Origin of the sequence: Micropruina sp. (genome assembly GCF_047607385.1) — a bacterium.
Taxonomy (GTDB): Bacteria; Actinomycetota; Actinomycetes; order Propionibacteriales; family Propionibacteriaceae; genus Micropruina.
In genome coordinates, this window is sequence record NZ_JASGDE010000204.1 from 1 (window position 1) to 4,133 (window position 4,133).

Genomic DNA, 4,133 nt, shown 5'->3' on the forward strand with positions numbered 1-4,133 from the left:
GCTCGCGCAGGTGGTGTCGGCGGCATCCGCGGCGGTGGCGGCCGGGCTGGCCTGGCGGTGGTCGCGGCGATGACCGTGCTGCTGCTCGGCGGCACCGCGGAGGCGCGCCGGCTGGCCGCGGCGTTGGTGGACAGCGGGGTGGACGTGCTGACCTCACTGGCCGGCGCGGTGACCGTCGAGCGCCCACCGGCCGGGCGCGTCCGGGTGGGCGGTTTCGGTGGTGCCGACGGCCTGGCCGGCTTCCTGACCAGGGAGAACATCGCCGCCGTGGTGGACGCCACCCATCCGTTCGCCGCCCGGATCACGGCATCGGCTGCGGAGGCGTGTGGACGCACCGGGACGCCGCTGCTGCGGCTGTCCCGCCCCGGCTGGGGTGGGCGTCCGGACGCCGCCGGCTGGCACTGGGTCGCGTCGTCGCAGCAGGCGGCCGAGGTGGCGCCGCGGCTGGGGGAGCGGGTCTTCCTCAGCGTCGGACGACAGTCGGCGCCGGAGTTCCTCGGACTCACCGGCTACGTGCTGCTGCGGGTGGTGGAGCCGCCGGCGGTGGCCGTCCCGGGGTCCTGGGAGGTGGTGCGGGCCCGCGGCCCGTTCGACCTGGACGCCGAACGCGCCCTGCTGCGCGACCGTCGCATCGACGTCCTGGTCACCAAGGATTCCGGCGGACGCGCCACCGCCGCCAAGCTGGACGCCGCCGCCGAGCTCGGCGTCCCGGTGGTGATCGTCGCCCGGCCCGCGGAACCCTCTGGCTTGATCCGCGTCGAGACCGTGGACGCCGCCGTCCGGTGGGTCGAGGAGCGTCTCCAGCCCCGCTGATCAAGCTGCAGCCGCTGGTTGAGCTTGTCCCCTTGTGAAGCCGGCACCCAGGTCTCGACAAGCTCGACCAACGGTGGATGAGCTGCTCACGATTTCCGCAATCGAGCCAGGGCGGCGACGAACCGATCCCAGGTCTCCGGCACCCGGACCCGGATCCAGGTCGGACCCAGGCCGGGGAAGCTCTCGGCGCGGCGGACGGCGAACCCGGCGTCCGCCAGGGCCGGACGCACCGACGCCGGTCCGCAGGCCGAGGTGTCGATCAGCACGAACGGGGCGACGGACGGCACGGTCGGGAAGCCGGCCGCGGCCAGGTCGGCGACGAACCGTTCCCGGCGCTGTGCCACCTGGCGATAGCGTTCCCGGGCCTCGGCCAGCGCGTCCGGGGTGCTGGTGGCGATCATCGCCGCCGCCGCGGGGGAGGACACCGACCAGGCCGGTTGCACCGCCGCGACCCGGGCGATCAGCTCCGGATCACCGACCAGATAGCCGACCCGCAGCCCGGCCAGTCCCCAGGTCTTGCTCAGCGAGCGCACCACCAGCCGGTTCGGCATCGCCGGCGCGATCAGCGTCTCGGCCTCGTCGGTGGCGTCCAGGAAGGCCTCGTCGACGACCAGCAGCCGATCGCCCCGCGCGGCCAACAGGTCGTCGCGACGATGCAGCCAGCCGGTCGGATTGGTCGGATTGCCGACGAACACCGCGTCCGCCCAGGCCGGCAGATCCGCCAGGACCGGTGCCTCGGCGGCAGCTTCCACCGGCAGCAGCCAGCGCTGCACCGCCAGCCCGGCGGCCCGCAACGCCGCCTCCGGCTCGGTGAACTGCGGATGCACCACCATCGGACGTCCCGGCGCCAACCCGCGCGCGATCAGGGCGAACGCCTCCGCGGCACCGTTGGTCGGCAGCACCATCGAGGGGTCGACACCGTGCCGGGCGGCCAGCGCGGCCCGTGCCGGGGCGACGTCCGGGTACGAACCGAGCCGCCGGGTGCCGCGCGCGATCGCGGACGCCAGCCACCCCGGCGGTTCGGGCAGCAGCACGTTCACCGCCAGGTCGACCAGCCCGGGCGCCAGCTCCCGGTCGCCGTGGTGATGCAGGTCGATGCCGTCCCCGCTCATCGCGGACGCCCGACCCGGCGAACCACCCCGGGAACCCGGATGGAAGGACGCCGCCGCCTCCGCGAACCGCTGGGCCAGCCCGGGATGCCCAGCCCAGTGCACATGCAGATACCCGCTGTGCAGGCTCGGCGTCCCCGACCCGAGGCCGAGGCTGAAGCCGTCGGTGCGGTCGTCCCAGCGCCAGGCCGGTCGTTCCGCCGCCGGCCCGGTCAGGGTGCGATGGAACTCGTGCCCGGTCACCGGCTCGTCCGCCCTGGTCAGCAGGGTGTCGGACGCCGACCGCGCGCTCCGGTAGCCGAGGGTGAGCCGCGGCGTCATCCGGGCCGACGCCGGCAGCACGCCGACCATCGGATGCCCGTCCAGGTGCTCGCACAGATACAGCTGCCCGGCGCACTCGGCGACGGTGGGCAACCCGTCGCGGATCGCCGCCGCCAACCCGGCACGCAACGCCACGTTGCCGCTCAACTCGGCGGCATGCACCTCGGGGAAGCCGCCGCCGGCGTACAGCGCGGCCAGGTCCGGCGGCAGCGCCCGGTCGGCCAGCGGGTCGATCTCCACCACTCGGCAGCCGGCCGCGCGCAGCAACTCGGTGGTCTCGGCGTAGCGGAAGGTGAACGCCCGCCCGGCCAGCACCCCGACCAGCGGCGCACCGGCCACCGCGCTCATCACCGCCGCCGGATCCCAGGCCGGCACGTCCAACTCGCCGGCCAGCCCGGCCAGCTCACGGACGGCGTCCAGGTCGACATGGTCGGCCAAGTGTGCGGCCAGCGCGTCGATGGTCGCCCGCGACTCCAGGCGCTCGCTGGCCGGCACCAGGCCGAGATGCCGCGACGGGGCGGCGATGCCGGCGTTGCGGGGCAGGACGCCGAGCACCGGCAGCCCGGCCTGCTCGAACACCCGGGCCAGCTCGGCGCCGTGCCGCGGGCTGGCCACCCGGTTGACGATCACCCCGGCAACGTCGATCCGGGGGTCGAAGGCGCGCAGCCCGAGCGCGGCCGCGGCCGCCGTCCGAGAGCTGCCGGCGGCGTCCACCACCAGCAGCACCGGGGCCCGCAGCAGCCGCGCGACGTGGGCGGTGGACGCCTCGCCGTCGGTGCCGAGCCGTCCGTCGAACAGCCCCATCACACCCTCGATCACGGCCAGGTCGGCCGGCTCGGGGGTGGCGACGCCGTGCGCGAACAAGCCGGGGATCAGCTCCTCGCCGACCAGCACCGGGTCCAGATTGCGGCCCGGGCGTCCGGTCGCCAGCGTGTGATAGCCGGGATCGATGAAATCCGGACCGATCTTGAAACCGGCGGTCCGCAGCCCGCGTCCACGCAACGCGGCGAGCAGTCCGGTCGCCACCGTGGTCTTGCCCGCCGAGGACGCCGCCGCCGCGACCACCAGCCGTGGAGTAGTCACCATTCGATGCCCGCCTGCCCCTTCTGGCCGTCGTCGAACGGATGCTTGAGCTTGGTCATCTCGGTCACCGTGGTGGCGATGTCGAGCAGCGGCTGCGGCGCGTTGCGGCCGGTGACGATGACGTGCTGCACCCCGGGCCGGGTGGCCAGCGTCGCGATCACCTCGTCCAGGTCGAGCCAGCCCCAGGTGAGCGGGTAGGTGAACTCGTCCAGCAGGTACAGGGTGTGGGCCTGCGCGGCGAGGGCGTCCCGGACCTCGGCCCAGGTGCCGGACGCCGCCTCGGCCTGCGCGGCCCGGTCGGAGCCGGCCCGGGTCCAGGTCAGCCCGGCACCGAGCGTGTGCCAGCGCACCGGACCGCCCGCGCCGGTCTCCCGGTGCACCCGGTCCAGGGCCTCGAAGGCGGCCTGTTCGCCGCTGCGCCAGCGTCCGGACTTCACGAACTGGAACACCCCGATCGACCAGCCCTGATGCCAGCCGCGCAACGCCGTGCCGAACGCGGCGGTGGATTTCCCCTTGCCAGGGCCGGTATTGACGATCAGGGCCGGCCGGTGGCGGCGTTGCGCCGTGGTCAGGCCGTCGTCCGGGACCCGGTCGGGCGTGCCTTTGCTCACCCGGCCGATTCTGCCGCAGCACACCCGGCTCTACCGGCCGAACCCAGGTTCCGCAGCTAGTGGTTGTGTGCGTTTGTTCGTTGGCGGTGGGAGCTGGGCTGGTGGGCTGATCCGTGGGTTGCCGGCGCTGGTGAGGTGCTGGAACCAGCTTGTGGTGGTTATTGGACTGGTGTCGGCTCGCTGTCTCTGCTCGAAC

The 4,133-nt window shown here is 74.2% G+C and carries 3 protein-coding genes; 1 reads left to right on the plus strand and 2 read right to left on the minus strand.

What is annotated here, in order from left to right:
• A partial coding sequence (locus QM582_RS17410) for a cobalt-precorrin-6A reductase (protein WP_415086534.1) occupies positions 1-813 on the plus strand: 813 nt, incomplete at its 5' end.
• A gap of 86 nt (positions 814-899) precedes the next feature.
• Here QM582_RS17410 and QM582_RS17415 read toward each other — a convergent pair.
• Both QM582_RS17415 and cobO read right to left on the minus strand, forming a co-directional pair.
• Positions 900-3,329, minus strand: coding sequence for a cobyrinate a,c-diamide synthase (locus tag QM582_RS17415; RefSeq protein ID WP_415086535.1), 2,430 nt, complete (start codon positions 3,327-3,329; stop codon positions 900-902).
• Positions 3,323-3,937 carry a cob(I)yrinic acid a,c-diamide adenosyltransferase gene (gene cobO, locus QM582_RS17420; RefSeq protein WP_415086537.1) on the minus strand — a complete coding sequence of 205 codons (615 nt, stop codon included), beginning with the start codon at positions 3,935-3,937 and terminating at the stop codon, positions 3,323-3,325. Before cobO ends, QM582_RS17415 begins: the two co-directional genes overlap by 7 nt.
• Positions 3,938-4,133: the final 196 nt, after the last annotated feature.